Consider the following 26443-nt stretch of genomic DNA (forward strand, 5'->3'; position numbering starts at 1 on the left):
ACTGACTGCATTTCCCCGGTACGGAGCCTCACCACCACCAGGTGCCCTTCCCGCGTCGACGACTCGTAGGAGCAGCTCATGGCGGCCGCCTGCCGGCCGAGCCGTGTCAATCCGGCAGGTGAGGATCGTCGTCGGCCGGATCGGGGCGGCCTGTCTGCCGGCCGGCCGGAGCCCGGAAATCGATCAGTTTGTGGGTGCCGTCGCAGAACGGCTTGATCCGCGAACGGCCGCAGCGGCAGAGCGCGACCGTCGGCCTGCCGGCCTCGATGTGCTCGCCGTCCGGGGTGATGATCTCGAAGTCGCCGCGTAACAGCAGCGGACCGTCCTCGTAGGGCGTCACCGTCGCCGAAGGGCGGGCAGGTTCGTGTGTCATGCCGCTGCTCCTGCCAGCACATCGGTCTCTGGCAGCAGTTCGCGCGCTGCGGTCCCTGCCCGCAGCGAACTGCGGCCGGCGGCCCAGCTGTCGAGCAGGTGCGCGCTGACCCTGCCCCCGAGCACCTCGGAGCCGGCGGCGCCGAACAGCACGTCTGCGGCCAGTTCCGGGTGCTCGGCGACCAACGAGCCGCACATGTCGTACGCGGCGATCTGCTCGTGCACCGCGTCTGCCTCGACGTGCTCGTCGTAGAACAGAGTCGCCTTGCTGTCGCCGCCGAGGCGGCGCAGACCGTTGCCGTAACGGCTGTTGGGCAGGCTGGAAGACATCTCGAAGGCGGCGAGCTGACCGGTGAGCGCCGCCCGCAGCCGCCGATGCAGGGCGAACATCGACAGCATGTTGGTGACGGCGAGCGTCACCGCCGGCAGCCGGTCGAGGTAGGCGCCGTAGTCGGTGTCCAGACCCAGGCAGCCCATCGTGTTGCGAAACAGCTCGGCGTGCATCCGCGCGAGCCTGCCGGAGCCGTACTCGTCGATCTGGATCTCGATCAGCGCGGCCTTGGCGCGCCCGGTCAGCCGAGGGATGGCGAAGGTGTGCGGGTCGGCCTCCTTGAGCTGGTAGAGGGAGCGGTGCACGACGAACTCCCGGAACTGCTCGATCGTGGCGTGGGACTGGATGTAACGCGCCAGTGACGGGCCCTCCCGCTCGGCGGTCAGCGCGGTCAGCGCGGCGGGTATCTCGGCGGCGCTGGTCGCCGGTTGCGGACCGACCTGTTCCCGAAGTTCCCTTTCGAAAAGCCGCTCGATGTCGGCGCGCAACGCCAGCAGTCCAGGATCCCACTCCCAGCGGTCGTCCACGTCGTCGAAGCCGGTGTAGTGCAGCTCGTAGCAGACGGCCAGCGCGAGCTGCACGTCCTCGTCAGCCAGCGGATCGACGTCGACGCGGTTCGGCAGACGCGCGTCCTTGATCGCCTTCCCTGACCGAAGACGTTCGATCACAGCCGCCGAAAGGCCGCCCCGCGCCTCGGGAAGTCTCATGGTCCGCTCCTGCCTCGCTGTGCTGTGACGATCAGTTCGCCGCTGGTCGGCCTGTCATTCCTCAGGACAGACAAGCATCCGCCGAGCGGCGACGGTCGGCTTGGACGGTGCCGCGGCCTGTCGCCATGTTGCGGCTACCCGTCGGTACGCGCGCCCTTTTCGTGGCTGGGCGGGTCGGACGGTCTCGCAACGGCTGAGGGCACGTCGTCATCGCCTCCGTCGGTTCTCGGGTGAGCGGTTATCGCACCTTCACCTGATGTGCCCTGCCCGGCACCGTCGGTGAACTTCCCCGGCGTCGTTGCGAGATCATGCTCTCGGTACGTCGCGCTTCCGGTTGGCGACCGTTCCTCCCCTGCTGTCGAATCAGACCGGGCGTCCGTTACCTGCCGCTCCGCGCGGTCCCGGTATTGCTGAGCCATCTCGATGCCCCCGTTTCAGTGGCCGCCGAGTCCGGGTCCCCGCCGACAACGACGACATCCCGCAGACAGTGGAGTTCTGGAGTTCCCCATCGGTTACCCCTCAAACACGGGGCCGATGGCGCAGCAGGAAACGACGGAGCGCGGCAATCGGGATCTCCGCCACGCGGTCCGGGATCTAGCTCCGCCGCCGTGCCGGGCCCGCACAGCGATGTCGATGAACTCACATGCCGCGGTCGGCCTGGAGGACCGTGAGTGGCCCGATCGCATCGATGATGGCCGTCTGAATCCTCATTTCGGGAGCATCCGGGTCGAATGAACAGCGCACGCTCGGGGCGACGTGTCCGCGTCGTTCGCTCCGAGCCTGCGCCAGGCCGCTCATGACTCAGCGGTGGCGGTCGACGATGCTCTGGCACGGTACGCAGTGCGTGGCCCACGGCATCACCTGCAGCCGGGTCAGCGGGACCTGCTCACCGCAGCGCCCGCAGGCCCCGAGGGTGCCGCTGTCGAGGCGGTCGATGGCTGCTTGCAGCCGAACCAGCTGTTCCTGCAGTGCCATGGTCACCATCGTCTGCTCCGCGGCCTCCAGCGCCACCGTGCCGGCGTCGGCGGCGTCACCGGAGCCCGCGTAGTGCGATCCCCGCATGGAGGCGGCCTGCGCTTGCAGGCGGCCGACCTGCCCGGTGGTCTCGGCGTGGCGCTGGCGGAGCAGCAGACCGATCGCGGCCATGTCCAAACCGTCGGTTACAGCGGTCATCGTGTCCTCCTATGTGGTGCGCCTGCGCCCTGACTTCCCTGCACCGGTCGCCCTAAACCGACCGCGCACCGGCCGTTGCCGCGTGATAACCGCGGCGGCCGGCTGAGGCACCGGCCGGCCGTGATGCTTCAGGCGGGCTGATCTGCCGCGGCCGTGGTAATCCTTCCCGACGTCGCCCAGGTAGGCGGGATGGTCGCGCTGATCCTGCTGGCTGTCGGCGGGGTCGTCTACAGCGTTGGCGCGATCCTGTTCGCCCTACGCCGCCCGAACCCCTGGCCGGCGGCATCGGCCACCACGACGTGTCCCACGCCTGCACATTGATCGCCGCACTGTGCCAATACATTGCCATCTATCTCGCCGTCTTCGCCTGACAGCACCCGACGGCCCGCGAGCGGCCCTATGGGCCCGGCCTCGGATCAGCGGCTCGCCAGGCCGGGCATGCCGGCCGAGTCAGTCGTTATGGCACGGGCGGCGTCGCCCAGGCGCAGGTTGTAGCTGCGGCAGTAGGCGCGGGTCAGCCCGACAGCCTCGTCCACACTGACACCGCGCGCCTGCGCGAACGCGCCCTTGCCCTGCTCGATGACGATCCGGCTGTCAGCGCGCCCGGCAACTGCTCGCTGAGCCGCTCACCGCGGCTGACGGTCCCTTGTCACACCGGTACCCACGGCACTTCGTGTTCATGCGGACGACCGTGCAACTACCGACGCTGGCGAAAGATCCAGCGGCTCGCGGGTCTGACACGTCCGGCCGACGACCCTCCGCCACGTAGAACGCCGGTTCGCCGGCCGGTAGGCGTTCTGCTACGGATGCTGGGAAGGGTGGACCACGGCCACGGGTCCGTGCGCGTGGGCGACGAGCGCGTGGCTGACGGAGCCGAGCAGCATTCCGGCGAACCCCCCTCGTCCTCTGCAGCCGACGACGGTCAGCCCCGCGTCACGCGAACTGTCGATCATCACTTGTTCGATGTTGAGACTGCGGCTCGGCCGGTACTCGACCTCGAGGTGCGGGTGTTCGGCGACGACGGGGGCGAGGGCATCGGCGAGCAGTTGGTCGGCGGTCTGCCTGGCGTGTTCCTCGGCCGCGGTCAGCGGGTCCGTGTCCTCGGATCCCGGCCAAGGCTCGGGCCAGTAGACGTGTATGGCGATCAGCGGCACGTGGCGGGCGGCTGCCTCGGCGGCGGCGAAGGATACGGCGGCGGCCGCGGCGGCCGAGCCGTCTACGCCGACGGCCACGGGGCCCAGTGGTGGTGTGGCTGTCGGTGGCTGTTCGGGGCCGGGCGGGATCTCGCGGTCGGGCACCGGTGGGCGCACCACGATGATCGGACCGTGGCCGTGCGCGGCGACCTGGGCGGCAACGGAGCCGAGCAGGAGTTCTCGGAAGCCGCCGATGCCGCGGCTGCCGACGACGGTCACTGCGGCAGTGCGGGACAGGTCGATCAGCACACCGGCCGGGTTGCCCGGGACCTGGCGTGACTGGATGTCGACGAGTTCCGGGTGCTGCTTGTGGACGGCTTCCACGGCATCGGCGAGGTTGCGCTCGACATCGGCGCGGGTCTGCTCCTCAGCCATTGGCGAGGGCTGGGACAGGGCGATCGTGCCATAGCCGTACAGCGGAGCCAGGTGCCCGTAGATAAGGTGCAGTGGGGCGTGGCGGCGTACGGCGAGTTCGGCCGCGTAGGAGGCGGCGGCGAGGCTGGACGGTGAGCCGTCGACGCCGACGATGACGGGCTGGGTGGTGGCCATGGTGCTCTCCTTCAGTATCGCGGATTGATGGCGTCTTCGGCGGGGCGTCGTGTGGTGGGCGGTGGCGGTTCACCGGGCGGCGGGTAGCCGACGCGCACCGCGACCTGCGGGTGGCCCAGACCCGGCAGCAGCGTGCGTAGCTCGTCTCGGGTGGTGGGCAGTTCGGTGATGTCGCTGATCGGTGCGGTGGACAGTCCCGCGGTGATCGCCGCGAGCAGTGCGGCGGACAGGGCTTCGCCGGCGTGCAGCCATCCGTCGGGGTCGTCGGTGTCGGTGTAGATGAGCAGGTAGCGTGCACCGCGGTCGCTTTCCCGGCCGGGGCGCATGGTGTCCCCGCCGAAGGGTGCGTAGTCGCGCACCGGCACCCGCCGCGGCACGGCCCGTACCGTGGTCTCGGTGGGCACGCCTTCGCCGCTCCACGGCGGGCGGTGGGTCCAGTCGGCGAGTTCGGCGCGGTAACCCGGGTCGGACAGTTGCAGGGCGCCTGCCTTGATCGCAGCGAGCGCGAGCACGGCTATGTGGTTGTCGTCGATGAGGTGCGCGTGTGCGCCCTCGGTCTCGGCGGCGATGATCAGGTCGTGGCAGGTGGCGTCGGAGACCGGCTGGCCGGTGAAGGGGCGCCGGTCGGTGTGCCTGCGCGCGACCGCGGCGGCGGCTTGCAGTTCGGCAAGGCTCGGGTCGTGGGTGCCGACGATGGTCAGTTCGGCGAGCAGGTCAGGATCGGCGGGGTCGGGATTGCGGTGTACGCCGACGGCGTGTCCGGCCGCGGCCAAGGCGATGCGGGCGTGGTGCAGGGCGACACCGCAGCTGACGGTGAGCAGCCGTCCTTCGGGGTCGGCGACCAGCAGTTGGCGGCGCCGGTCGGCGTACAGCCGGGCACGCTCGCGGTCGATCTCCCACCGCCAGGGTTGGGTGTTGAAGATCGACGGTGCGGCCAAGGCGGTGTGCGCGGCGCCACGGAGGGCCTGCTCGTGTGCCGCTCTTGCGGTGGTCATGTCTTCACCGTCATCCCGCCGCCGTGATAGGAGCAGGGGCCCGCGACCTGCGTCGGCGGGGACAAGGTCCCGCACCGCCCAAACCTGCCGCTCGTGGCACGAAGGCGGCAGACGATCGGGTTGCGGCGTGGAAAGGCACCCGGGTCATAGCGGGACGTACCAGGTGAGCAGGGTGCCACCGGTGTCGGCGCGGCCGATGGTCATGGTGCCGCCGTGCGGGGCTGCGCGGTCGCTGAGGTTGAGCAGGCCGCCGCAGGCGAAGGCTCCGGCGCAGCCGTCGTCGGCGACGTTGACGGTGAGGCGGCCGCCTTTGGCACGGACTGTCACGTCGACGCGGCCTGCAGGCCGGGCAGCGGCTCAGCGGCAGATCGTCCGAGATGAGGCTGCCATGCGGACGCTGTCGCGTTTACTCGACGCCATCGCTTCCGGCGATCATTACCGGCCACGGACGGCGAGTTCCGGCCTCGTACGGTTGGGCGCGCATGGTCTGGTGCCGGGACGGCGAGTTAGTGCGTTACGGCTCATGCGACGGCCGGGGCGGGTCCCGCCGGGGCGGGCTCGACGGTGTCGAACGCTACACCGGCTGTCATCGTCGGCACTGACGGCGACGAGCGAGCCCTACGATCGCAGGTGTGCGGCTGAAGCCGTACGCGCGCTGCTGCCCGCCGTGGTGCGGGCAGGCCTGATGGTCAGCGGGCGGTCCTGCGGTGCCGGTTCTCGATGATGTCGTAAAGCTCCTGGGCGTCCCGCAGGTGCTGGAGGCCGATACTCGATGCGGCGCAGCGAGTCTCCCTCGGAGACCACACCGGCCAGGCGGTGCAGATCGTCGAGGACAGGGACCGCGCTGATCTTGTGGCGAGCCAGGAGTTGGGCGATGTCGGCGTAGGTCGTGTCTAGGGGAACGGTCATGACCTCGGCGGTCATGACATCGCGCACCGTGGGCTCGTTCATGGCGCTGCCTTTCTCGACATGCCCATACGCGGAGCAGCTGCTCCGGGGTGGCGTGGGCGCGGTGGTCATCTCCAACGTGAACCCGGCGCACGGCTCATGGACAGGGCCGCACAGCCCCCCGCGGCGGGACGTATGACCTGGTGAAGCTCGGCTCCGTGGATTGGTCGGGCGCAGTGCCGGTTGGGACGTTCCTGCTTCCGGGCTCGGTAAAACAGCGGACAATGGTGTCAATCGCAAGGGTGGTGAGAGCGATCGCAGCCAGTTCTCCGATCGTGGTGTTCACCGGCCTGGTGCCGGCTTCGGTGAGCCGGCAGCCGCCTCGCCACGCCGCCTGTCCTGTCCTGGTCGTGGCGCACATCGAGCTGAGCAGGACGCCATGACGCGACGGCAGCCGGCAGGACCGGTATGGCCGCGACCAGGGCGAAGCGCGCTGGAGGAGCTGGTCGCCCGCACCGGCGACACCGACGCATTGACCAGGCTGCGGCAAGCTAGAACCGGTCAGGTGCCGCTCACGGACACGACGGAGCGGGCGGCCTTCGCCGCCGCGAACGCGCCGCTGGCAGCCGTTTACGGCTCGGCGACGTACTACACCGACCTGAGTACGCCGACCGCCCCGCGACACGTACGGGTCTGTGCGGGCACCGCGTGCTTCATCGCCAGCGGCGGGCGGCACATCGCGCAGGTCGAGCAGGCGCTCGGCGTGCGTGTCGGCCAGAGCAGCGACGACGGCGAGGTGTCACTGCAGGAGGTCCACTGCCTCGGTTTCTGCTATGGCGGCCCCGCGGCGTTGGACGGCGACGAGCCCGCGGCCGGAGCCGACCTGGCCGACCAGCTGACCGGGTGCACCCCGCGGCGCGCACCCGAGATTCCGGCCTGGGCGGTCACCCACTCGGCCGTGCTGCGCGGCCTGGCAGGTGAGCCTGCGTGGCAGGTGTGGCCACGCCTGCTCGGGCGGCCCGGCGCGGTCGAGCGGGTGCGGGCTGAGGTGGCCGAGTCCGGCCTGCGCGGCCGGGGCGGCGCCGGATTCCCGGCCGCCCGCAAATGGGAGGCGGTCGCCGCGGCCGCTGGCCCACGCTACGTCGTGGCCAACGGCGACGAGGGCGACCCGGGTTCGTACGCCGACCGGCTGCTCATGGAGCGCACACCCGAGCGGGTGCTGGAGGGCCTGGCCCTGGCCGGGCTGGCGTGCGGCGCGGAGCAGGGTTTCGTCTATGTCCGATCGGAGTACCCGCAGGCATACCGGAGCATGTGCGAGGCGGTCGAGCAGGCACGAACGGCCGGGCACCTCGGCAGGGCGGTGCACGGCTCGCCGGTCGCCTTCGACGTCGAGGTGGTGGCCGGGGGCGGGTCGTACGTGGCGGGTGAGGAGACGTCGCTGCTGCGCTCGATGAGCGGCCTGCGCGGCACCGTACGACCGCGGCCGCCGTACCCGAGCGAGTACGGCCTGTTCGGCCGCCCGACCGCGGTGAACAACGTGGAGACGCTCGCGGCCGTGCCCGCAGTCGTCGGCGACGGAGGTGCCGTCTACGCCAGGCTCGGCCGTGCCGAAACCGGGACTTTGGTGGTGTGCCTCAACGAGCGTTTCAGCTGGCCGGGGGCGTACGAGGTGGAGCTGGGCACGCCGCTGCGCGACATCGTGGACCGGCTCGGCGGCGGCCTGGCCGGTGGCCGCGAGCTGCGGGCGCTGCAGGTCGGCGGGCCGCTGGGCGGGTTCCTGGGCCCCGAACAGCTCGACGTTCCGCTGCTGGCCTCGGCGCTCGCCGACGCGGGTGCCGCACTGGGCCATGGGGGCGTCATCGCCGTCGACGACTCCGTGTCCGGCGAGGCTCTGCTGGCTCACCTGTGGCGGTTCTACGCCCAGGAGAGCTGCGGAATGTGCACCCCGTGCCGGGAGGGCACGCGGCGCGGGCGCACCGACCCGGCCGCGAGTTCCACCGACGACGCACTGCTGGATCTGATGGGTGCCGCAAGCTTGTGCCCATTCGGCCGAAGCATCCCGCGGGCGGTGCGCAGCCTGCTGCGCGTGCTCGGCGGGTCCGGGCCATGAGGGTCACCGTCGACGACCGGGTGGTCGAGGTCCCCGCGGGCGCGACCGTTCTGCAGGCGATCCGTGCGGCCGGCGCCGTGGTGCCGACGCTGTGCCACGACGACCGGCTGAGCCCGTCGGGCAGCTGCCGGCTGTGCCTGGCACGCCTCACCGGCCGAGGAGTCGTCGCCGCCTGCGTGACTCCGGCAGCCGACGGCCAGGTGGTGAGCACCGGCGACCCTGACGTGACGGCGATGGCCCGGCAGGTCCTCGAGCTGACCGTGGAACGCCTGCCCCGCAGGGCCTTGGACCTGCCGACCGAACTGGTCGACCGCTGCGCGGAGCTCGGCGTCGGCCCCGACGGGTTCGCCGACGCCGGCCGAGGGCTCGGCGCGGACGACTCCCATCCGTACGTGCACCTTGACCGGGACTTGTGCATCGCCTGCGGGCGGTGCGTGCGCATGTGCGACGACGTGCAGGGCGCTTTCGCGCTCACCCTGGCGGGCCGCGGGGCTGACACCGTCGTCGCCCCGGGCGCGGGAAGTTGGGCGCAGTCGGCCTGCGTGTCGTGCGGCGGCTGCGTGGACGCCTGCCCCACCGGTGCCATCACGCAGGCGGGCCTGGCCGTCACCCAGGCCCCGGTGACCGCGGTGAACACGACCTGCGGCTACTGCGGCGTCGGCTGCGCACTGACCGTGCACGTCAGCGACGGACGGGTCGCCGAGATCACCCCGGATCGCGACGGGTCCGTCAACCGGGGCCACGCCTGCGTCAAGGGCCGGTTCGCGTACGGCTTCGCCGCCTCGCCCGACCGGCTGACCACCCCGCTGATCCGCTCGGGTCAGCGGCTGGAACCGGCCACCTGGGACCAGGCGCTCGCTGTCATCGCCGACCGGTTGCACGGCGTCGTCGAGCGCCACGGCCCCGACGCCGTGGCCGCGATCTCCTCGGCCCGCGCCACCAATGAAGAGAACTACCTGATGCAGAAGCTGATGCGCACCGTCATCGGCACCAACAACGTCGACAACTGCTCGCGCATCTGCCACGCCCCCTCGGCCGTCGGTCTCACGGCCGCGTTCGGCCTGGCCGGCGGCACGAACCCGGCCGACGACATCGAGCTCGCGGACTGCATCCTGCTGGCCGGAGCGAACCCGACCGAAGCCCATCCGGTGGTCGGGGCCCGCATCCTGCAGCAGGTCCTGTCCGGAGCTCGGCTCGTCGTCGTCGACCCGCGTCGCACGGCGCTTGCCGGGTACGCCGACGTGCACCTGTCCGGCAGGCCCGGCAGCAACGTGGCCGTGTTCAACGGCCTGGCACGGATCATGCTGGAGGAGGGCTGGGTCGACGACGTCTTCCTGTCCGAGCGCGCGGACGGGCTCGAAGAACTCCGGGAGCAGCTGCGGTGGTTCACTCCCGAGCGGGTCGAGCAGGTCAGCGCGGTGCCTGCCGGTGCCTTGCGGAAGGCGGCGCGGCTCTACGGCACAGCGTCCGCGCCGTCGATCATCTACGGGCTGGGCGTCACCGAGCATGCGCACGGCACCGACGGGGTGCGTACGCTGGCCAATCTGGCGATCCTGCGCGGCGCGGTCGGCACCGCGTACGGCGGCGGGGTGAACCCGCTGCGCGGCCAGAACAACGTGCAGGGCGCCTCGGACATGGGGGCGTTGCCGGACCTGCTGCCCGGGTATCAACGGATCGATGATCCGCGGGCCCGGCAGCGCTGTGAGCAGGTCTGGGGTCATCGCATGCCGTTGCGGCCCGGCCTGCGCATCCCGCAGATGTTCGACGCCGCCATCGACGGCCGGGTGCGGGCGCTGTGGGTGTTCGGTGAGAACATCGCGCAGACCGACCCGGACAGCGGCCACGTCCGGGCCGCCCTGGCGGCCTGCGAGTTCGTGATCTGCCAGGAGATCTTCCTTACCGACACGGCCCGGCTGGCCGATGTCGTACTGCCAGGCGCGTCGTTTCTGGAGAAGGACGGCACGTTCGTCAACTTCGACCGCCGGTTCCAGCGGGTACGGCCGGCGCTGGACCCGCCGGGCCAGGCCCGCACCGACTTCGACATCCTCCGCTCGGTCGCGGCCGCGCTGGGCGCCGACCTCGGCTGTGCCACACCGGCTGCGGCGCTGGCCGAGTGCGCCCGTGTCGCGCCGCTGTTCGCCGGGATCTCCCACACGCGGCTGGAACGCGAAGGCCACTTGCACTGGCCGTGCCGTTCAACCGACGGCCCTGGTGAGGCACGCCTGTACCAGCAGGGTTTCGCCACCCCGAATGGTCGCGCGCAGCTGGCCGCCAGGCCTTGGCTGCCGCCGGGCGAGCAGCCGGACGCGGCGTTCCCGTACGTCCTGATCACCGGACGGCGGCTGGTGCGCTACAACGCCGGCACGATGACCCGGCGCACCCCGAACCTCGCCCTACAGCCACGCGAAAGCGTGGACATCCACCCCGACGACGCCGCCGCGCTCGGCCTGCGCGACGGCGACGACGTCGAGATCAGCAGCCGACGCGGCAGCATCACCGCCGCGGCGCACCTGACCGCGGAGGTCTCCCCCGGCCAGGTGTTCCTCGCGTTCCACTTCCCGCAGGTCGCCGTGAACCTGCTGACCTCTGCCGAGGTCGACGCGGTGACGTCGTGCCCGGAGTACAAGGTCACCGCGGTACGCCTGTGCCGGACGTGATGTGCCGGGCGCGCACCGCCTTGTGGCGAGCACGGCGAGCAGCGCGGCTGCCCACAGCAGCAGAGCGAAGAAGTGAGTCAGCTGCCGGACCAGCAGCAGTGCGATCGGCGGTCGTCGCGCTGCCGGCAGCGTGTTCGGTCCTGACATCGCATGCTTGCGGGTCACCTCACCGGTGGTGAGACCGGTCGCCATGGTGTCATCGGAAGCGTGCGACGCGGATGGGGCAGCACGACGCGTCTCAGCGCTGCTCATCGGGCCCCCCGCCCACAGGTTCGGACGCCCTTGCCCGGGTTGCGCTCGTGGTCAGTGTGGCGCGTGAGGCGGTTCCACGCGCGCTTCCGAGCCGGGGAACACCATGCTCTCGCGGTCGGTGTCCAGCCAGCGCACGATGTAGGGCGGCGTCCCGTCCCGGTGACGCAGCTCGGTGATGACGCCGACCCGCCGTGGCTCGCCGACGTGGATGGCCTCGAGCACGAGGCGGTCTCCGACGTGTGCCTTCATGCCTCCACTGTCGCTCCGGACCGGGCTGACGCGGCAGGGAACAACCGCAGCGGATTCGGGACTTTCGGCCCGTTCCGCTCAGGGGGCACGTCCGGGGTCGTCCGGCAGCGAGGCTGTGGACGGTGCCTGCAAAGCTGATCCAGATCGGGGGCCCTGCAGGGTTGCAGCCCACGCGCAGGACGTGATGATCGGCCTCGCCTGCACGCAGCCAGGGGTGCAGCTCACCGCCACCGCGCACGGCCTGGCGACGTCACTGATGTCGCAGCCCATCGATGTGCCCGCGGCCTGTCTCCGCCGGCCGGCAGATCGGCTCCCGGATGCGCCGGCGCCACAGCGCCCGGCCCGCCCGCCCGCCACTGCCGCCACGCCCGTCATATACGGCAAACGGGACATTGACCAGCGGGCGGCGCTAGGCTGCGGGTTGTGGATCAACAGCGCGGAATGGTCATGGGCGCGACGCGACGAACACTGCTGACCAGCGCAGGCGCGGCAGCCAGCGGCCTGGTAGGCGCCCACGGTTCACCCGTCGCCGGCTCCGCCCAGCCCGCAGCCGACCCCATTGTGCCTGCGGCCGACCCCGTCGTGCCGGTGGTCGACCCCATCGTGCTCGGCCCGGCCACGGACATCCCGGTCGGCGGGGGCAAGGTCTATAGCACCGCGATGGTCGTCGTCACCCAACCCCTGGCCGGTGACTTCAAGGCGTTCAGCTCGATCTGCACGCACTGGGGCTGCCAGGTCACCGAGGTGGAAAGCGACCAGATCATCTGCCGCTGCCACGGCAGCCGCTTTTCGGCGACCGACGGCGTGGTCGTCCTGGGCCCCGCCACACTGCCTCTCGGCCCGAAGGCCGTGACCGTCAAGGACGGCCTGATCACCCTCGGCTGAGTCCGACCCGCCGCCGATCAGCGCGCTGCCACCGCCGCTCCCCTGCCTGCTGCCCCTGGCCGTGGCGACCTTGGCGCTCGCGGACGCCTCTGAGGTGCCGCCAGCCAGCCAGCAGGACCAGCAGAGCGCACGGCAGGGCGATCCGCACGCCCCGCGCCGCCGCGTCCAGGTGGAAAGTTCCGCGCCACACGGCCGGCTTGAAATGTTAGTCGCTAACATTTATGGTGCCGGTATGCAGGACACTCCGCGCGGCCGCCGAGGCCGCACCCGTGCCCGGCTGCTGGAGTGCGCACTGGACCTGTTCGAGCAGCAGGGCTACGAGCAGACGACCGTGGCGCAGATCGCCGGTGCCGCAGGCGTCACCGAGATGACGTTCTTCCGCCATTTCAGCGCCAAGGATCGGCTGGTCGTCGAAGACCCATACGACCCCGTCATCGCCGACGCGGTCGCCGCACAGCCGCACACGCTCGCGCCGCTGGCCAGAGCGGTCGCCGGACTGCGGGCGGCCTGGGGGCACCTGCCAGAGCCCGAAAGTGACGTGGTCCGGCGTCGGGTGCGGATCGCGGCGGGCACGCCTTCGCTGCGCGCCGCGATCGCCGCCAACAACGCCGCCACCGAGCAGATCCTCGTCGACCAGCTCGTCGCCGACGGCGCCGACCCCCGTTCAGCACGGGTCGCGGCCGCCGCGGTGCTGGCAGGCATCACGGCGGCGCTGCTGGACTGGTCACAGCACGACGGGCTCACTCTGACCGGCGCGGTCTCGGCGGCCCTGGACACCCTGGACGGCGCCCGGTGACCACGCCACGCCTTCGGGCCTGCGCACTGACCCGCCAGTTCGGCGGCGGCGCCGGCGTGAGCGGCATCGACCTCGAGGTCGCTGCCGGTGAGATCCATGCCCTGGTAGGGCTCAACGGCGCGGGCAAGACCACGCTCATGCGGCTCCTGCTCGGCATGCTGCATCCCACTGCGGGCCGCGTTCACGTTGACGGGCGACCATTACCAACCGCGGACTGGGCCAACGTCGGGCACCTCGTGGAGACTCCCCTGGCCTACGGGGAGCTCGACGGCCGGACGAACCTGATCCTGGCCGCACGCCTGCACGGCGCCGACGCCGGGCAAGCCGCACGGATGGTCGACGCTGTCCTGGCCGAACTCAACCTCACCAGTTACGCCGCGGTACGAGAACGGCGGATGTCGCTGGGCAACCGGCAACGCCTCGGCCTGGCCAGCGCACTGCAACACCACCCCCGTGTCATCGTGCTCGACGAGCCCACCAATGCCCTGGACCCGTCCGGAGTGATCCTGCTGCGCGAGGCGCTCCTCCGACGCGCCGCCGACGGCGCCGGAATCCTGGTGTCCAGTCACCACCTCGACGAGGTCGCCCGGGTCGCGCACCGCATCACCGTCATCAACGCCGGCCGGGTCATCGGGACCCTCGACCCGCACGGCGTCGACATCGAAAGGTCCTTCTTCGCGCTCGTCCACGCCGACGACATGCACCACGATCGGAACGCGTCATGACTCTGTCGATGCTGGCAACCGCGATCGCCGTGGAAGGCCGCAAAGCTGCGGCCTCGCGCGTACTGACCAGCACCGCGATCCTGCTGACCGCCGGTGTCGCAGCGTTGGCGGCCGCCACCACAGCGGCGGCGAGCAGTGGCAACGAGCAGCTCGCCGCCAAACTCGGGCCGCTGGCTGCCGCGGGCGGATGGCCGGCCGTGCTCGACGTTGCCACCCAGGTCACCGCCGCAGCCGGGCTGCTGGCTTTCGGGGTCGGCTTGAGCTGGATGTTCGGGCGCGAGTTCACCGACGGCACCATCACCGGCCTGTTCGGCCTGCCCGTCAGCCGGCCTGCCCTGGCGCTGGCGAAACTCGTCGTATTCCTGCTGTGGGCGGCGGCGACAGCCACGGCGCTGACCATCGCCGTCGCGCTGACCGGCCTCGCCGTCACAGGGCAGGTGCCTCACCCGGCGGACTGGGCCGGCCTTGGCCGCCTGCTCGCCCTCGCCGCCATGACCGCCACGCTCGCCATCCCGGCGGCCTGGGCCGCCACCCTCGGCCGGGGACTGCTTCCCGCCATCGCGACCATCGTCGGTCTGATGGCCGTCACCCAGATGATCGTCGTAGCCGGCGCCGACGGCGGCTGGTTCCCGCCGGCCGCACCCGCGCTGTGGGCCCTACTACCCGCCACGATCGCCCCGGCACAGCTCCTACTCGCCGCGACCTTCCCCATTGCCTTCAGCATGCTGACCCTGCACGCATGGCACCGCCTGCAACTCGATCGATAGAACACCGACGATGCGGTGATGCCTTCGATGTCGCGACCCGCAGGCCGCAGACGTCCGTGGCGCGAGCCGACCGTGGATGTTCAGCTGCTCGGCGGACCCGCGACCTCGGCAGCCAGGGCTACTACGTCAGGGAGATGTTCGGGGGTGGCCAAGTGCCCCATCGATGCGATGATCCTCAGGCGCGTGTTCGTGGTGCGCTGGACTACCGGCGCCAGCCGCTGTGGTGGCAGGAACCGGTCATGCTCGCCAACGGCAACCAGGCACGGTAGGTGAGCGCGGTCGGCCAGCAGCGCGGCGGGCAGCGGCGGCGGGGCCAGCGTCGTGCGGCAGTTCGCCGCCATCAGGGTCATCCACTCCACCTCCGTCTCGGGTGCGTCACGGCCGGGGGCGACGAACAGCTGCAGCATGTCACGGGTGCGGTCAGGGGTGGGACGCAGCAGCCACGCTGCTGCAGCACCTACCAGCTTCGGATCGACGGTGAGCCGGACGAACCCCGCAGGTGACACCAGCAGCCGCGCGGCGACGCCGGGCGAGCCTGCTGCCAGCGCCACCGCGGCACCCAGCGAGTTGCCCACCAGGACCACGCCGTGCATCTGCGTGACGTCGAGGACTTCGTCCAGTAGGCGGCCGTACCAGGCCAGTCTGGCTCGCCGTGGTCGGCGCTGGTCGCTGAGGCCTGGCTGGCCCGGCAGGTCGACGACGGTCGTCGGCCAGTGTTGCGACAATTCACGCAGCCATGGCAGCGCCGCTGCGGCGTTGTGGCCGGTTCCGGGGATGACGACGATGCGCGGCCTGCCGGTGCCGGCCGAGGCGAGATGGACCTTCCCGGCTGTGGTGTCGACGGTCGTGGTGGCAAGCGGAAAGTCCGCCCGGGCCAAGGCGTCTGAACACCATTGCTGTACCGCCGCCTGACCGCGTGCGTTTCGGTACACGGACTGCATCACGTCAGTGTGCGGGCAGGCGCGTGGTTCGTCCAGGTCGCTCGCGCCGCGTCCAGCAGAGTTGCCTGGATGTGCAACTGGTCGCCAACGCTGTCTTCGACGACGGTGCCGAACCCGCCTGACGTCGCGGCCGGTCCGCATTGACACGTCGCGATCAACCGCCCGCTGTCCAGGCGGTGGATCGCAGCCATGTCTGGCCGTCGCGCAATGTGAGCTCCGGTACCGGCTGCGCTTGAACCGCCCGGCCGAGGTCAGCCCAGCCGGCGGCCGGGGTGTAGCCCGACCGGCGTCGGATCCGCGGACCCACGCACCGGGGCACCGCACCGTCGGGCACCCGTGCGCTACGGTGTGGGCCGGTGTGCCGGGAAGTCTGGTCGGCGAGCAAAATCCGTCCCTCGACTCTTGGAGCACACCGTGATCACCGAAGTCCTGCTGGCAGTCGCCGGCCTGGTGCTGCTGACCTTCGCCGCCGACCATCTGGTGCTCGGCTCGTCGCGGCTGGCCACCAGGATGCGGATCAGCCCGGTCGTCGTCGGGGTCGTGGTCATCGGACTGGGCACCAGCGCCCCGGAGTTCCTGGTGTCGGCGCTGGCCGCAGCGCGTGGCGACACCGGCATCGCCGTCGGCAACATCGGCGGCTCCAACATCTTGAACCTGACGCTCATCCTCGGCACAGCCGCGCTGATCACCCCGTTCGCCGTCGGCTCGACGGTGATCCGGCGTGAGGTGCCGCTTGCTGTCGGGTCGGTGCTGGTGTTCGCCGTGGCAGCCTATATCGGGCTGGGGCCGCTGACGGCGCTGCTACTGGCCATGTGCGCCACAGGTGCGCTGTTCGTCCTGGCGCGCTGGGCCAAGGACGGCGGCAACTCCGAACTCGTCACCGAGGTGGCCGGGTTCGAAGCCGAGGGCGGCGCCGTGGTCGTCGCGCCGGTAAAACGCGCCGCAGCCTGGTTCGAGCCGGTGCGCACAGTGCTGGGCCTGGCCGGAGTACTGGCCGGTGCACAGCTGCTGGTCGCCAACGCCTCCACGATCGCCGCCCAGCTCGGCGTTCCGCAGATCATCATCGGGTTCACGCTGGTCGCGTTGGGCACGTCGCTGCCGGAGCTGGTCACCACGATCCAGGCGCAGCGCCGCGGCGAGACCGACCTGGTCGTGGGCAACCTGTTCGGCAGCAACCTGTTCAACAGCCTCGCCGGTGGCGCGTTCATCGGCTTCGCGGCCGGTGCCGACCACCCGGGCACGGCCGCGCTGACGCTGCTGTCGGTGATGGTGTTCACCACGGTGCTGGCGTGGGCGCTGCTGCGCCGTGCCCTGCGCCTGACGCGTGTCGACGGCATGGTCCTGCTCGGCGTGTACGGGCTCACTCTGCCGCTGTTGCTGTTCTCCTGACCTGCGTCCGCGCGCCGACGTTGCTGAGGTTCGGCAGCCAACTGCTGCCGAACTCGGCCGAGTCTCAACCTGGAACCGACAGCCGGAGGCAGCCGATGCTGTGGCACATGACAGACGACATCGCCGTACGGACCGAGGACTTGACCAAGTTCTACGGGCCCCGCCGCGGCATCGAAGGCCTCGACCTCGAGGTGCGTGCCGGGGAGGTGATGGGCTTCCTCGGCCCCAACGGGGCCGGTAAGACCACCACGATCCGGCTGCTGCTGGACTTTTTGCGCCCCACCCGCGGCCACGCCACCGTGCTCGGGCTGGACCCCCGCCGCGACAAAGCCGCCTTACACCGCAACATCGGCTACCTACCCGGCGAGCTGGCGTTTCCCGGCCGGGAGAAGGCCGCCGACCTGCTGCGGTTCTTCGCCGACTCCCGCGGCGGCGTCGCCTGGCAGACCGTCACCGATCTGGCCGAGCGCCTGGAGCTGGACCTGTCGCGGCCGATCCACACCCTGTCCAAGGGCAACAAGCAGAAGGTCGGCCTCGTGCAGGCGTTCATGCACTCCCCCGCCCTGCTGATCCTCGACGAGCCCACCAGCGGCCTGGACCCGCTGATGCAGCAGGAATTCCTGGCACTGGTGCGCGAGGCGCGCGCCAACGGGCAGACAGTGTTCATGTCCTCTCACGTCCTGGCGGAGGTGCAGCAGACCGCCGACCGGGTCGCGATCGTCCGCGACGGACGCCTTGCCGCGGTCGAACGAGTCGAGTCGCTCGGCCGACGTGCGGTGCGCACCGTCGAGATCCACTTCGACGGGCCGGTCGAGGCCGCCGAGTTCGCCGTACTGCCCGGCGTCAGCGACGTCACCGTGTCCGGGCCGGTGCTGCGCTGCACCGTCGACGGCCGCCTCGACCCGCTCATCAAAGCCGCCGCCCGCCACGAGGTCGTCGACCTGCTGTCGACCGAACCCGACCTCGAAGAGACGTTCCTGAGCTTCTACTACCACTCCGAAGGAGCAGGCGATGTCCCCGCTGGTGCGTAAGACCTGGCGCGACGACCGCCGCGCCATCATCGGCTGGGCGCTCGGCATCGCCGCGTTCACCATCATCTACACCTCCTTCTACGCCGGCTTCCAAGGCGCCGCGCAGCTCAAAGACGACGCCCTGCCCGAAGGCATGAAGGACTTCCTGTCCATCCAGGACATGACCTCCGGCGCCGGCTACCTGCAGGCCACCGTCTACAGCCTCGTCGGACCGCTGCTCGTGGTCATGGCCGCTGTCATCCTCACCGTTCGCACCATCCCCCGCCCGGAAGAAGACGGCGGCATCGAACTGCTCATGGTCAACCCGCTGTCCCGGCGGGCATTCGCCGCCCAGCGGCTGACGGCGACCTTCGTCACCGTGACCGCGCTGGCCGCCATCCCCGGTCTGCTGGTGCTGACGATCGCACCCGGGGTCGGCATCGACGTGCCGGCAGCCAACATCATCTCGGCCTCGGCCGGGCTGGTCGCCCTGGCCTGGTGCTTCCTGGGCATCGCCTTCGGCATCGGAGCGGCCACCGGCCGCCGCGGCATCGCCTTGGGCGTCACCGGCGCACTCACCGTCGGCACCTACATCCTGCGCGGCGTATCCGGGATCGTCGACGGCGGAGCATGGCTGCGGTGGCTGTCACCCTTCCACTACTTCATCGGCACCGACCCGCTGCACACCGGCTGGCACCCCGCCCACCTGCTCGCCCTCGCGGCGGCAGGCGCCGTCGGCGCGGTCGCCGGGGTCGTCGTGTTCGACCGCCGCGACGTCGGCGTCTGAACCTCGGCCGCTGGGGCGGGAGCTGGCCTGCTACCCGCCCCAGCCCGTCAGCGCCGCTCCTCCGCCGACAGGACATCAATTGAGCGACACCCACCCCGTCTGGCTTACCGACGCCTGCGCCGAGCTGCTCCACACGAGCTCCGGGCCGCACCCGACCGAAGCGAGCGCATTGGGCGTACGCGCCGCGACCGCTTCCCTGACCAGCGCCGCCACCGTCGACGCGCTCCTGCAAGCCGCCGCCGACCACTGGGCCGCCACCGACCCCGCAGGCGCCCATGAACACGGGCTGGCGCTGCTCGCCACCCTGCGGCAGGTCACCGCAGAAGTGCTCGACGGCTACCACCGCAGCGCCCGCGACGAAGCCACCCATCGCGAAACCGAACGCGCCGCGTTCCTCGACGACCTGCTCGCCGCCCACCCCGACCCCGGACACCTCGCCGCCCGCGCCCAGCGCTACGGCATCCGCCTGTCCGGCCGGCACAACGTCATAGCAGCCCGCACCACCGAGCTGTCACCGGCGGCGGCGTACGCGGTCGACGACGCCCTCTCCCAGCGCTTCGGCGCCGCCAACACCCTCACGACGCTGCGCGACGGCGAGCTGATCTGCGTCGTGGCCGGCGGGTTACGCGGGGTGCCCGCCGAACTCGCCCGCCACCTGCACACCCACCTGCCGGCGGGCAGCTGGCAGATCGCCGTCGGGCGCACCCACCCCGGGCTGGGCGGCCTGGCCACCTCCCTCGACGAGGCCCGCAACACGCTGCACCTGGCCGACCGGCTCGGGTTCACCTCCCCCGTCCTGCACGCCGCCGACCTACTCGTCTTCCCGGTCCTGCTCCGCGACCGCGATGCGATCACCGACCTGGTCACCACCGTGCTCGGCCCGCTCACCGAAGCACGCGGCGGTGCCCAGCCGTACCTGGACACCCTGGCCGTGCTGTTCGACAACGAAGGCAACCACACCGCCACCGCCCGGCAGCTGCACGTCAGCGTCCGCGCCGTCACCTACCGCCTCGACCGCATCCACGCCCTTACCGGATACCACCCCGGCGAACCCACCCAGCGATTCACCCTGCACACCGCCGTGCTCGGGGCCCGCCTGCTCGGGTGGCCCGATAGCGCCGATCGCTGAACACGCCGCAGCGGGCCTCGAGCTCACCCGCGGGCTGGACACCGACCGTCCCACCGGTTGATCACCGCTGAGGGCCAGGGCTGATCATGGGGGTAGGGTGGGAGCAGGTGTGCCGGGAAGTCTGGTCGGCGAGTCCGTTTTCGCTGACCGCAGGAGGCCGGTATGTCCCCCTCTACACCCACCAAGGTGATCTTCGGGCGGGGCACTTGGGCCGAGACCCGGCGCCTGGCCGACATCCTGCGCCAGGAAACCGTCGGCGGCGCCCTCCTGCTCGCCGCAGCCGTCGCCGCGATGATCTGGGCGAACAGCCCATGGTCACCCGCCTACGACGCACTACGGGAGTACCCCGTCGGCCCGGTCGCGCTGCACCTGAACCTGCCACTGGGCGTGTGGGCCGCCGACGGGCTGCTGGCGATCTTCTTCTTCGTCGCCGGCCTCGAACTCAAACGCGAATTCGTCGCAGGCGACCTACGCGAACCCCGCCGGGCCGTCGTGCCGATCGCCGCGGCCACCGGCGGCGTGATCATCCCCGCGCTGATCTACCTCGCCGTCAACCACGCCGACGCGACCGCGGCACGCGGCTGGGCCATCCCCACCGCCACCGACATCGCCTTCGCCCTGGCCGTACTCGCCGTCATCGGACGCAACCTACCCTCGGCACTGCGCACGTTCCTGCTCACCCTCGCCGTCGTCGACGACCTCATCGCGATCGCCATCATCGCCCTCTTCTACACCCAGAGCCTGCACCCGCTGCCCCTGGCCGCGGCCCTGATTCCGCTGGCCGCATTCGGTGTACTCGTCCAGCGCCGCCACCGCTCCCCGTGGCTGCTGCTGCCCCTGGCCGCGGCGACCTGGGCCCTCGTGCACGCCTCCGGCATCCACGCCACCGTCGCCGGAGTCCTGCTCGCCTTCACCGTCCCCGTCCGATCGCGCCCCGGCGGCGACGCCCACGGCGAGCACGACCCCGGCCTGGCCGGCCACTTCGAACACCGGCTCCGCCCCATCTCCGCCGGTATCGCCGTCCCGATCTTCGCCCTGCTGTCCGCCGGGGTGACCATCGGCGGCCTGACCGGCCTGACCGACGCCCTCACCTCGGGCGTCGCCATCGGCATCACCGCCGGCCTGGTCGTCGGCAAGACCATCGGCGTAATGGTCGCGACCGTGCTCGTCGCCCGGTTCACCGCCGCGAAACTCGACGAGGACCTCGCCTGGACCGACATCCTCGGCCTGTCCATACTCGCCGGGATCGGGTTCACCGTCTCCCTGCTGATCGGCGAGCTGTCGTTCGGGCTGGGCACCGAAGCCGACTCCCACGCCAAGATCGCCGTGCTCACCGGCTCGGTGGTCGCCGCAGTATTGGCAGCTGCGGTGCTGCGAGCGCGCGCACGTGTGTACAGGCGCATCGCCGAAGCCGAGCAGATCGACACCGACGCCGACGGCATCCCGGATGTCTACGCCACATCACCGGTACCCACCGCTGATCGTTGACAACGCGGCGAACGCCGAGAAACGGGCGTCATTGGACGGCACCCTGCGCAGACACCATCTTATTGATCAACTAAGGGCGGACGCGTACCGGCGTCCGCAGCCCCCGTGTGTCTTGGACGTGCTACGACCCACCAGATAGGACCATCGAGAGCGGCGCGATGACCCGCCCGGTCGAGAGGTCGACTTCCCGTCCACCTCAAGCGATTCGACCGCCGACGCAAGCCGTATGACACAGAACGACGCCGCCAAGATCGCCCTCAGATCTCGCGAATGCCTCAACCCGTACGCGCGTATGTGTACTTGCCCGTGTCCTGACGAACACAGAAGGGCTGCGCGCTGCGGCGGGCACGTCATCCGCAGTCGCAGTGCCCGCCGCCCGTGGATCGATCGGCGGTTCTGTCGGCCGGTGCGGGATTTGCCACCTTTCGCATTGCGGTGCGGTTCGTACCGCCGACGCAGCGATCGACAGCATCGCACTGCCAGCTTCTTGATCCTGGAGCCGGAAGTTCCCATCTGCGGCACGGCAGACCCTGCCGCTCAGTCCTCGTCGAGAGCGGCCGGTGGCATGGTCGTGGGGCACGCCGACGGGGCTCTTCTAGGGCTCCGCCGCGTAGTGACAGTGCGCACGATGGCGCACTCCACCGCGACCGCCCAATTCAACCTTCCGCAAGTGACCAAGCTCGATCCGCACGCCCGCATATCTCGTCGAAGCGGTGTACGAGATCTTCGGCAGAAGGTGCCCGCTCTGTGCGGTGGAGTCCGCTGAACGTCGCCCACCTCATGGTCGATGGCTTCGGTCCCGGGTACGAACGCCGAGCCGCGATCGAGTGAGCCGGTGTGGCCGACCGTGCCCCGCGACCTAAAGGGCGTCGAAGGATTTCCGTGACTCCTGGATGCCGGCGGCGTTGTCGACCGCCCAGCAGGCGAGGTGTCGTACAGCGGCGAGCAGGCTGATGCCGCGCGGGGTGAGCGCGTAGTCGACGCGCAGGGGTTTGGTGTCGTGCAGGGTGCGGGTGACCAGTCCGTCGCGCTCCATGCCGCGCAGGGTGGCGCTGAGCATGCGTTGGGTGATGGGCTCGCTGAGCCGGCGAAGCTCGTTGAAGCGCTTCGTGGTGTGCCCCAGCTGGCAGATGACCACCACGGACCATTTGTCGCCGATGCGCTCCAGCACGTCGCGCACCAGCTCGCGGCCCTGACCGTAGTTCACCAGTTCCGGTTCGCTGATCGAGGTGGTCGGATGCGCCATGCGCAACAGTATATGTCGTATACCGGGTCCCGCCTTTCACCGGTTGGTACCTCTGGCGATACCAGGGCACTTTGAAGTGCCTTCTTTTCGTTCATGCCGGGATTGCAGACACTCGAAGCTCGGTACTGATCGGGTACCCGGTAGGTGATGGAAACCACATGTGAGCTGGAGCTGCATCCTCGGAGGAAGACCATGAAAGCTGTAGGTCTGCACAAGTTCGGTGGGCCGGAGGTGCTGCGGGTCGTCGACGTACCGGAACCGCACGCCGGCCCCGGCCAGGTCCGGATCCGGGTGCACGCTGCCGCGGTGAACCCGGCGGACATGCTGCTGCGCGGCGGCACATGGGCCCTGGAACTGGAAGGGGTGCCCGCACCCTATGTACCTGGGATGGACGTCGCGGGCGTGGTCGACGAGGTCGGTCCGGACACCGACACGGGGCTGCGCGTCGGTGATCCGGTGATGGCGATGCTGATGCCGTTCCTTCCCGCCGACGACGGCACCGTCGCCTACCGGGGCGGCGGCTACGTGCAGTACGCGGTCCTGCCGGCGAGTTCGGTGGTCCGCGCGCCGGACGGGTTCGGTCACGAGGCCGCGGCGACGCTGCCGATGAACGGCCTGACCGCGCTGCTGGCCTTCGACCAGCTCGGCCTGCCGCCCGGCTCGACCCTGGCCGTGATCGGGGCCGCCGGAGCGCTCGGCGGATACCTGGTCCAGCTGGCCGCCCACGCCGGGCTGACCGTGATCGCCGACGCCGCCCCGGCCGACGAGCAGCTCGTCCGCGAACTCGGCGCGACCGAGGTCGTGCCCCGGGGACGCGGGGTGGTCGACAGCATCCGGGCACGGTATCCCGAGGGCGTGGACGCGGTCGCCGACGTGGCGCTGTTCGGGCCGCGGCTGCTCGACGCCGTCCGTGACGGCGGCACCTTCATCAGGTTCCGGCAGGCCGAGGAGCCCGGCGGCTACACCGCCGAGAGCACCCGCGGGATCAGGGTGCTGTCGCCGTTCGTGCCCGAGTACGACGGCCGCACCGACAAGCTCGACGAGATCCGCCGCCTGGCCGGTGCCGGCGTGCTCACGCCCCGGATCGCCGAGGTCATGCCCGCAGGCCAGGCATCAGACGCCCACCGCCGGCTCGAGGCGGGCGGGGTACGAGGGCGGTTCGTCCTGACCTTCTGACAACAGTTCGACGCATACCAAAGACGCGTCCGAAAGAGGAACAACCGTGTCTGCACGCTTCACCGACAAGGATCCCGGTCACCGGCGCGACCTCCGGCATTGGCCGGGCAGTCGCCGAGCGGGTCACCGCCGAGGGCGCCAAGGTGCGCGCCCGGCATGGCCTCCTACAGCGCCGCCAGCATAGCGTCATCGGACTCACCCGTCGGCCGCGCTCGACACGGCCGCGAAGGGGGTCCGGATCAACGCGCTCGTGACCGGCGGCACCCTCGCACCCCGCCACCGACGCTATGACGGCTCGGGACAGCACGACCGCCCTGAACGCGGTCATCGACAACTACCAGCGTCTGTTGCGGGCGATCTGAGAGTTCACCAAGTGCGGCCGGATCGTCGCCCACAATCACAGTCGCGGTCTGCGTGCCGCATCGTGGCTGCGCTCTTCTCACCGGGGCGCCCGGAGGGCTTCTACTCGAGCCTATCGATGTTACGAACGAAGTGACAACTTCGGTCGACGAGTCGGGCCAGGCTCGGCGCGACCGAGCAGATGGCGCATGCGAGCCGCAGTCAGTCCACGCCCGCGCACCAACAGCTGAACGGCCTCGCGGGCGAGGCGCTGTCGTGACCACCCGGTTTCAGCGGCGGGCACCCGGCCGGTGACATCACCCAGCGCGAGCAGAACCGCGGCGATGCTGACCGAGCCGCCGGTGTGATGGCGGCCCCGCTCCGTCGGAGCGTTTCAAACGTCCAGGTCCGCTGGACGGCTATACGGTGGCGGGGAAGTCGGCCCGACGTGACAGCGCTTCGGAGGTCCGGATGTCGGCCAGGTTCTCTTCGATCGTCTTCACCACGACGTCGAAGGCGCCGCTGCCCAGAACCAGCCGGTGCGGGGGCGACGCCTGGGCCATGGCGGCGATGACCGCGCGAGCTCCGCGCTGCGGGTCGCCGGGCTGCTTGCCATCCTGGTCGACCATCGCGCTGCGGACGTCTTGCAGCATCGGCTGGTACTCGGCGATGGTCTCATCGACGGCTTCGTCGGCAAAGCCCGCATAGGCCCTGGTCCGGAACGCCCCTGGCTCGACCGCCATCACCCGGATGCCGAGCGGCTCCACCTCGTTGCGCAGCACCTCGGTGACAGCCTCAACCGCGAATTTGGAGGCGCTGTAGTAGCCGAATCCGGTCACCCCGCGCAGCCCGGCCACGGAGGACATGTTGATGATCCATCCCCGGCGTCGGGCTCGCATGCCCGGCAGTACGGCACGCGTGACCGACAGTACGGAGAAGAAGTTCAGTTCGAACATCTGCCGCACGGCGTCGTCGGCCATGCCCTCGATGGACCCGTACCAGCCCCGGCCGGCGTTGTTCACCAGCACGTCGACGGCGCCGAAATGCCGTTCGGCAGCCTTTACGGCGTCGATCACCTGCTGGTCGTCGGTGACGTCCAGGGGCAGGATCAGCACCCGGTCGCCATAAGCCTGTGCCCACTCCTTCAGCCGCTCGACCCGCCGCGCGGTCAGCACCACGCGATCGCCGACATCGAGCGCGGCCTCGGCGTAGGCCGAACCGAATCCACCCGGCGTGCCACCGGTGATGAACCACGTCCTCATGTCTTCCCCAATAATGATCATTTCCTGGCGACCATCCGACGGCCGACACTCACAACGGACGCCGCCTCAACAATGCCACAAATCGTGTGAAATGTACTACGGTGCGATATGCAGCGCCGCGATCAGCGGGCCACGCATCGTGAACCGGTAGTGCAGGTCGACCACCCCGCCGGGAAAGTCTCCTTCGAGATGCTGGACGACGTCGTAGTGCGTCTCGTCGATCCGACCGGCACCGGTGAGTTCGGTGGTGAACGTGTACTCGCTCGCCGAGCGGCCCAGCCAGGTCCGAATCTCCTCCAGACCACGATAGGCGTGCCCATTGTCCGTCACGACGGCATCCTTGGTGTAGCACGCGATTGCTGCATCGACGTCGCGAGCCCGATGCGCGTCGAGGTAGGTGGTGACTTCGGCCGGCAATGCCGACGAGGCGATCGGGGTTGCCCGACTCCAGTCCGTTCTCATATGACCACTGTCGGGTCTCCCGCAGGGGGAGGGTCAACTGGCGACCGCGGGCCGCACGACGACATCGACGTCACTTACGGCCGCCCCGGCGCCTGGGCGGCCAAGCACGTCCTGGCCGTCGACGGGCCGGTCCACGAGACATATCTCGTCGGCCCGCGCGAAACCGACAACTCCAGCCGATGGCGCACCAAGATCGGCTGGCCGATCTTCCGCCTCGCACAGCAGTAAGCCGGCGATGTCACACGCCACTGCAGACCCCGAAGGTGGACGCGGATGGAGATTGCGCACCCTTGCATGGCGCCGGCTCTGCTTGACCCGGGCGTCAAATGAGACACGGCCGCCGGAGCGACGGCGGCATCTGCCGGCTCCACCCTGACCACAACAATGCTGTCGGCACCGCCCGCGACACGATCGAGCCGACCCTGCCGTACAGCAAGCGCGTGACCCCATCCGGCATGCGCAGTCCGAGCACCGGTGAACACGCCAAAACTCCCGCAGATGCATGGCTTCGCCTTGCGAGCCGCACCGGGTGGACGGACTCCCGGATACGAACGGTGCCGGCCCT

The 26443-nt window shown here is 70.4% G+C and carries 26 protein-coding genes and 2 pseudogenes; 14 read left to right on the top strand and 14 right to left on the bottom strand.

The window, feature by feature from the left end:
* Positions 1–106: 106 nt before the first annotated feature.
* From AB0B66_RS21195 to AB0B66_RS21205, 3 genes are all read right to left on the bottom strand, one after another.
* Positions 107–373, bottom strand: a complete 267-nt coding sequence (locus AB0B66_RS21195; RefSeq protein WP_360532256.1) for a CDGSH iron-sulfur domain-containing protein — start codon at positions 371–373, stop codon at positions 107–109.
* On the bottom strand, positions 370–1410 hold the full coding sequence (locus tag AB0B66_RS21200) for an iron-containing redox enzyme family protein (RefSeq protein ID WP_360532259.1): 1041 nt from the start codon (positions 1408–1410) through the stop codon (positions 370–372). The genes AB0B66_RS21195 and AB0B66_RS21200 overlap by 4 nt, the downstream gene beginning before the upstream one ends.
* A gap of 801 nt (positions 1411–2211) precedes the next feature.
* Positions 2212–2583: a TraR/DksA family transcriptional regulator gene (locus tag AB0B66_RS21205; RefSeq protein WP_360532262.1), complete on the bottom strand. Its 372-nt coding sequence runs from the start codon at positions 2581–2583 to the stop codon at positions 2212–2214.
* Positions 2584–2733: 150 nt separating this feature from the next.
* Here AB0B66_RS21205 and AB0B66_RS21210 point away from each other — a divergent pair.
* Positions 2734–2954, top strand: a pseudogene (locus AB0B66_RS21210) (hemolysin III family protein); the annotation flags it as partial.
* Positions 2955–2999: 45 nt separating this feature from the next.
* Here the strand turns inward: AB0B66_RS21210 and AB0B66_RS21215 are convergent.
* The 5 genes from AB0B66_RS21215 to AB0B66_RS21235 all read right to left on the bottom strand — a co-directional run bounded on the left by AB0B66_RS21215 (position 3000) and on the right by AB0B66_RS21235 (position 6271).
* Positions 3000–3170, bottom strand: a complete 171-nt coding sequence (locus tag AB0B66_RS21215; protein WP_360532380.1) for an ANTAR domain-containing protein — start codon at positions 3168–3170, stop codon at positions 3000–3002.
* Between the two features lie 213 nt (positions 3171–3383).
* On the bottom strand, positions 3384–4325 hold the full coding sequence (locus tag AB0B66_RS21220; RefSeq protein ID WP_360532265.1) for a universal stress protein: 942 nt from the start codon (positions 4323–4325) through the stop codon (positions 3384–3386).
* 11 nt (positions 4326–4336) lie between these two features.
* On the bottom strand, positions 4337–5320 hold the full coding sequence (locus AB0B66_RS21225) for a nitroreductase (protein ID WP_360532268.1): 984 nt from the start codon (positions 5318–5320) through the stop codon (positions 4337–4339).
* 144 nt (positions 5321–5464) lie between these two features.
* Entirely contained in the window at positions 5465–5647 is a 183-nt protein-coding gene (locus AB0B66_RS21230; protein ID WP_360532271.1) for a hypothetical protein, read from the bottom strand.
* 291 nt (positions 5648–5938) lie between these two features.
* Complete coding sequence (locus AB0B66_RS21235) at positions 5939–6271, bottom strand: CBS domain-containing protein (protein WP_360532274.1); 333 nt, start codon at positions 6269–6271, stop codon at positions 5939–5941.
* A 376-nt stretch (positions 6272–6647) separates the two neighbouring features.
* On the opposite strand from AB0B66_RS21235, the gene AB0B66_RS21240 reads away from it, so the two are divergent.
* On the top strand, positions 6648–8318 hold the full coding sequence (locus AB0B66_RS21240) for an NAD(P)H-dependent oxidoreductase subunit E (RefSeq protein WP_360532277.1): 1671 nt from the start codon (positions 6648–6650) through the stop codon (positions 8316–8318).
* Positions 8315–10975, top strand: coding sequence for a formate dehydrogenase subunit alpha (gene fdhF, locus AB0B66_RS21245; protein ID WP_360532280.1), 2661 nt, complete (start codon positions 8315–8317; stop codon positions 10973–10975). The genes AB0B66_RS21240 and fdhF overlap by 4 nt, the downstream gene beginning before the upstream one ends.
* Positions 10976–11023: 48 nt before the next feature.
* Here fdhF and AB0B66_RS21250 read toward each other — a convergent pair.
* Positions 11024–11227 (bottom strand): annotated as a pseudogene (locus AB0B66_RS21250) (cation-transporting P-type ATPase); the annotation flags it as partial.
* Between the two features lie 51 nt (positions 11228–11278).
* Positions 11279–11476 carry a DUF1918 domain-containing protein gene (locus AB0B66_RS21255; protein ID WP_360532283.1) on the bottom strand — a complete coding sequence of 66 codons (198 nt, stop codon included), beginning with the start codon at positions 11474–11476 and terminating at the stop codon, positions 11279–11281.
* A gap of 423 nt (positions 11477–11899) precedes the next feature.
* Between AB0B66_RS21255 and AB0B66_RS21260 the strand changes: the two genes are divergently transcribed.
* From AB0B66_RS21260 to AB0B66_RS21275, 4 genes are all read left to right on the top strand, one after another.
* Entirely contained in the window at positions 11900–12361 is a 462-nt protein-coding gene (locus AB0B66_RS21260; protein WP_360532286.1) for a Rieske (2Fe-2S) protein, read from the top strand.
* A gap of 232 nt (positions 12362–12593) precedes the next feature.
* Positions 12594–13157, top strand: coding sequence for a helix-turn-helix domain-containing protein (locus AB0B66_RS21265; RefSeq protein ID WP_360532289.1), 564 nt, complete (start codon positions 12594–12596; stop codon positions 13155–13157).
* On the top strand, positions 13154–13882 hold the full coding sequence (locus AB0B66_RS21270) for an ABC transporter ATP-binding protein (protein WP_360532292.1): 729 nt from the start codon (positions 13154–13156) through the stop codon (positions 13880–13882). The genes AB0B66_RS21265 and AB0B66_RS21270 overlap by 4 nt, the downstream gene beginning before the upstream one ends.
* A complete protein-coding gene (locus AB0B66_RS21275) occupies positions 13879–14649 on the top strand; it encodes an ABC transporter permease (RefSeq protein ID WP_360532295.1) in 771 nt (256 codons plus the stop codon). The genes AB0B66_RS21270 and AB0B66_RS21275 overlap by 4 nt, the downstream gene beginning before the upstream one ends.
* Before the next feature lie 80 nt (positions 14650–14729).
* On the opposite strand, the gene AB0B66_RS21280 is transcribed toward AB0B66_RS21275, so the two are convergent.
* On the bottom strand, positions 14730–15590 hold the full coding sequence (locus AB0B66_RS21280; protein WP_360532298.1) for an alpha/beta hydrolase: 861 nt from the start codon (positions 15588–15590) through the stop codon (positions 14730–14732).
* A gap of 414 nt (positions 15591–16004) precedes the next feature.
* Here AB0B66_RS21280 and AB0B66_RS21285 point away from each other — a divergent pair, with 414 nt between their 5' ends.
* The 5 genes from AB0B66_RS21285 (at position 16005) to nhaA (ending at position 21393) form a co-directional block, all read left to right on the top strand.
* Positions 16005–16979, top strand: coding sequence for a calcium/sodium antiporter (locus tag AB0B66_RS21285; RefSeq protein WP_360532301.1), 975 nt, complete (start codon positions 16005–16007; stop codon positions 16977–16979).
* Between the two features lie 107 nt (positions 16980–17086).
* Positions 17087–18010 carry an ABC transporter ATP-binding protein gene (locus tag AB0B66_RS21290; RefSeq protein WP_360532304.1) on the top strand — a complete coding sequence of 308 codons (924 nt, stop codon included), beginning with the start codon at positions 17087–17089 and terminating at the stop codon, positions 18008–18010.
* Positions 17991–18776 (top strand): ABC transporter permease subunit, encoded by a 786-nt coding sequence (locus tag AB0B66_RS21295; protein ID WP_360532307.1) that lies wholly within the window; start codon positions 17991–17993, stop codon positions 18774–18776. The genes AB0B66_RS21290 and AB0B66_RS21295 overlap by 20 nt, the downstream gene beginning before the upstream one ends.
* Before the next feature lie 79 nt (positions 18777–18855).
* Positions 18856–19905 carry a helix-turn-helix domain-containing protein gene (locus tag AB0B66_RS21300; protein ID WP_360532310.1) on the top strand — a complete coding sequence of 350 codons (1050 nt, stop codon included), beginning with the start codon at positions 18856–18858 and terminating at the stop codon, positions 19903–19905.
* A gap of 162 nt (positions 19906–20067) precedes the next feature.
* The gene (nhaA, locus tag AB0B66_RS21305) at positions 20068–21393 is read left to right on the top strand and encodes a Na+/H+ antiporter NhaA (RefSeq protein WP_360532313.1); all 1326 of its coding nucleotides are present in this window, start codon (positions 20068–20070) and stop codon (positions 21391–21393) included.
* Positions 21394–22252: 859 nt separating this feature from the next.
* Here the strand turns inward: nhaA and AB0B66_RS21310 are convergent.
* The gene (locus AB0B66_RS21310) at positions 22253–22639 is read right to left on the bottom strand and encodes a helix-turn-helix domain-containing protein (protein ID WP_360532316.1); all 387 of its coding nucleotides are present in this window, start codon (positions 22637–22639) and stop codon (positions 22253–22255) included.
* A 192-nt stretch (positions 22640–22831) separates the two neighbouring features.
* Here AB0B66_RS21310 and AB0B66_RS21315 point away from each other — a divergent pair, with 192 nt between their 5' ends.
* Positions 22832–23815 (top strand): NADP-dependent oxidoreductase, encoded by a 984-nt coding sequence (locus tag AB0B66_RS21315; RefSeq protein ID WP_360532319.1) that lies wholly within the window; start codon positions 22832–22834, stop codon positions 23813–23815.
* Between the two features lie 758 nt (positions 23816–24573).
* Here AB0B66_RS21315 and AB0B66_RS21320 read toward each other — a convergent pair.
* Together AB0B66_RS21320 and AB0B66_RS21325 are read right to left on the bottom strand one after the other, a co-directional pair.
* Positions 24574–25416, bottom strand: coding sequence for an oxidoreductase (locus tag AB0B66_RS21320; RefSeq protein ID WP_360532321.1), 843 nt, complete (start codon positions 25414–25416; stop codon positions 24574–24576).
* Positions 25417–25512: 96 nt separating this feature from the next.
* Positions 25513–25878, bottom strand: a complete 366-nt coding sequence (locus AB0B66_RS21325; RefSeq protein WP_360532324.1) for a nuclear transport factor 2 family protein — start codon at positions 25876–25878, stop codon at positions 25513–25515.
* Here AB0B66_RS21325 and AB0B66_RS21330 point away from each other — a divergent pair, their 5' ends adjacent.
* A complete protein-coding gene (locus AB0B66_RS21330) occupies positions 25879–26106 on the top strand; it encodes a GyrI-like domain-containing protein (protein WP_360532327.1) in 228 nt (75 codons plus the stop codon).
* Positions 26107–26443: the final 337 nt, after the last annotated feature.

It is taken from the genome of Catellatospora sp. NPDC049111, from assembly GCF_040648615.1.
In the GTDB taxonomy this organism is placed as follows: domain Bacteria; phylum Actinomycetota; class Actinomycetes; order Mycobacteriales; family Micromonosporaceae; genus Catellatospora; species Catellatospora aurea.

Coding starts and splice junctions, on each gene's coding strand:
- AB0B66_RS21235 (WP_360532274.1), bottom strand. CDS start 6,271: ATGAACGAGCCCACGGTGCGCGATGTCATGACCGCCGAGGTCATGACC.
- AB0B66_RS21330 (WP_360532327.1), top strand. CDS start 25,879: ATGACCACTGTCGGGTCTCCCGCAGGGGGAGGGTCAACTGGCGACCGC.
- AB0B66_RS21195 (WP_360532256.1), bottom strand. CDS start 373: ATGACACACGAACCTGCCCGCCCTTCGGCGACGGTGACGCCCTACGAG.
- AB0B66_RS21220 (WP_360532265.1), bottom strand. CDS start 4,325: ATGGCCACCACCCAGCCCGTCATCGTCGGCGTCGACGGCTCACCGTCC.
- AB0B66_RS21290 (WP_360532304.1), top strand. CDS start 17,087: ATGACAGACGACATCGCCGTACGGACCGAGGACTTGACCAAGTTCTAC.
- AB0B66_RS21320 (WP_360532321.1), bottom strand. CDS start 25,416: ATGAGGACGTGGTTCATCACCGGTGGCACGCCGGGTGGATTCGGTTCG.
- AB0B66_RS21265 (WP_360532289.1), top strand. CDS start 12,594: ATGCAGGACACTCCGCGCGGCCGCCGAGGCCGCACCCGTGCCCGGCTG.
- AB0B66_RS21205 (WP_360532262.1), bottom strand. CDS start 2,583: ATGACCGCTGTAACCGACGGTTTGGACATGGCCGCGATCGGTCTGCTG.
- AB0B66_RS21240 (WP_360532277.1), top strand. CDS start 6,648: ATGACGCGACGGCAGCCGGCAGGACCGGTATGGCCGCGACCAGGGCGA.
- AB0B66_RS21200 (WP_360532259.1), bottom strand. CDS start 1,410: ATGAGACTTCCCGAGGCGCGGGGCGGCCTTTCGGCGGCTGTGATCGAA.
- AB0B66_RS21280 (WP_360532298.1), bottom strand. CDS start 15,590: ATGCAGTCCGTGTACCGAAACGCACGCGGTCAGGCGGCGGTACAGCAA.
- AB0B66_RS21225 (WP_360532268.1), bottom strand. CDS start 5,320: ATGACCACCGCAAGAGCGGCACACGAGCAGGCCCTCCGTGGCGCCGCG.
- AB0B66_RS21315 (WP_360532319.1), top strand. CDS start 22,832: ATGAAAGCTGTAGGTCTGCACAAGTTCGGTGGGCCGGAGGTGCTGCGG.
- AB0B66_RS21310 (WP_360532316.1), bottom strand. CDS start 22,639: ATGGCGCATCCGACCACCTCGATCAGCGAACCGGAACTGGTGAACTAC.
- fdhF (WP_360532280.1), top strand. CDS start 8,315: ATGAGGGTCACCGTCGACGACCGGGTGGTCGAGGTCCCCGCGGGCGCG.
- AB0B66_RS21325 (WP_360532324.1), bottom strand. CDS start 25,878: ATGAGAACGGACTGGAGTCGGGCAACCCCGATCGCCTCGTCGGCATTG.
- AB0B66_RS21295 (WP_360532307.1), top strand. CDS start 17,991: ATGTCCCCGCTGGTGCGTAAGACCTGGCGCGACGACCGCCGCGCCATC.
- AB0B66_RS21255 (WP_360532283.1), bottom strand. CDS start 11,476: ATGAAGGCACACGTCGGAGACCGCCTCGTGCTCGAGGCCATCCACGTC.
- nhaA (WP_360532313.1), top strand. CDS start 20,068: ATGTCCCCCTCTACACCCACCAAGGTGATCTTCGGGCGGGGCACTTGG.
- AB0B66_RS21275 (WP_360532295.1), top strand. CDS start 13,879: ATGACTCTGTCGATGCTGGCAACCGCGATCGCCGTGGAAGGCCGCAAA.